General features: G+C 52.0%; 11 tRNA genes. All 11 read right to left on the bottom strand.

The features are described 5' to 3' along the window. Positions 1-87 precede the first annotated feature (87 nt). A tRNA-Ile gene (locus QEZ38_RS09730) sits at positions 88-161 on the bottom strand. Between the two features lie 13 nt (positions 162-174). Beyond that, positions 175-248, bottom strand: a tRNA-Met gene (locus tag QEZ38_RS09725). A 5-nt stretch (positions 249-253) separates the two neighbouring features. Next, positions 254-327, bottom strand: a tRNA-Pro gene (locus QEZ38_RS09720). Between the two features lie 16 nt (positions 328-343). Next, a tRNA-Arg gene (locus QEZ38_RS09715) sits at positions 344-417 on the bottom strand. Between the two features lie 8 nt (positions 418-425). Beyond that, a tRNA-Leu gene (locus tag QEZ38_RS09710) sits at positions 426-511 on the bottom strand. Between the two features lie 7 nt (positions 512-518). Beyond that, positions 519-590, bottom strand: a tRNA-Gly gene (locus QEZ38_RS09705). A 27-nt stretch (positions 591-617) separates the two neighbouring features. Further along, positions 618-690, bottom strand: a tRNA-Thr gene (locus QEZ38_RS09700). Between the two features lie 12 nt (positions 691-702). After that, positions 703-784 (bottom strand) — tRNA-Leu (locus QEZ38_RS09695). A 5-nt stretch (positions 785-789) separates the two neighbouring features. Beyond that, positions 790-862 (bottom strand) — tRNA-Lys (locus QEZ38_RS09690). A 24-nt stretch (positions 863-886) separates the two neighbouring features. Beyond that, positions 887-959: transfer RNA gene (locus tag QEZ38_RS09685), tRNA-Asp, on the bottom strand. Positions 960-961: 2 nt separating this feature from the next. Beyond that, a tRNA-Val gene (locus QEZ38_RS09680) sits at positions 962-1,034 on the bottom strand. Between the last annotated feature and the right edge of the window lie 80 nt (positions 1,035-1,114).

Here is a 1,114-nt window from a genome sequence, read left to right as displayed (position 1 = left end):
TTCGAACCCACGCACGCTTTTACACGCCTGACGGTTTTCAAGACCGTTCCCTTCAGCCGGACTTGGGTAATCCTCCATAGTATTTAATGGACCTTGTAGGACTTGAACCTACGACCACTCGGTTATGAGCCGAGAGCTCTAACCAGCTGAGCTAAAGGTCCAACAAGATCATTATAGCGGCGAAGGGGATCGAACCCCCGACCTCCCGGGTATGAACCGGACGCTCTAGCCAGCTGAGCTACACCGCCATCAATCGGGAAGACAGGATTCGAACCTGCGACACCTTGGTCCCAAACCAAGTACTCTACCAAGCTGAGCTACTTCCCGAGTTAAATAGAAAAAATGCACCCTAGAGGAGTCGAACCTCTAACCGCCTGATTCGTAGTCAGGTACTCTATCCAGTTGAGCTAAGGGTGCTCATTATATGCCGAGGACCGGGATCGAACCGGTACGATCGTTACCAATCGCAGGATTTTAAGTCCTGTGCGTCTGCCAGTTCCGCCACCCCGGCCTCTCTAAGCGAACGACGGGATTCGAACCCGCGACCCCCACCTTGGCAAGGTGGTGTTCTACCACTGAACTACGTTCGCATCGACCTCTTGGTTATATTAAAAAAATGCCGGCTACATGACTTGAACACGCGACCCTCTGATTACAAATCAGATGCTCTACCAACTGAGCTAAGCCGGCTTATTTCTATTATGCGGGTTAAGGGACTTGAACCCCCACGCCGTTAAGCGCCAGATCCTAAATCTGGTGCGTCTGCCAATTCCGCCAAACCCGCAATGATGACCCGTACTGGGCTCGAACCAGTGACCCATTGATTAAAAGTCAATTGCTCTACCAACTGAGCTAACGAGTCTAAAATAACTTACGTTATCTTAAACGGTCCCGACGGGAATCGAACCCGCGATCTTCGCCGTGACAGGGCGACGTGATAACCGCTACACTACGGGACCTATGGGAGTTAACGGGATCGAACCGCTGACCCTCTGCTTGTAAGGCAGATGCTCTCCCAGCTGAGCTAAACTCCCTAGAGCTAAGCGACTTCCTTATCTCACAGGGGGCAACCCCCAACTACTTCCGGCGTTCTAGGGCTTAACTTCTGTGTTCG

This window comes from Streptococcus taonis (genome assembly GCF_029948085.1).
GTDB classification, from domain to species: Bacteria; Bacillota; Bacilli; order Lactobacillales; family Streptococcaceae; genus Streptococcus; species Streptococcus taonis.
The sequence above is the reverse complement of the archived record's forward strand: the minus strand, read 5'-3'. Positions and strand labels throughout refer to the sequence as shown.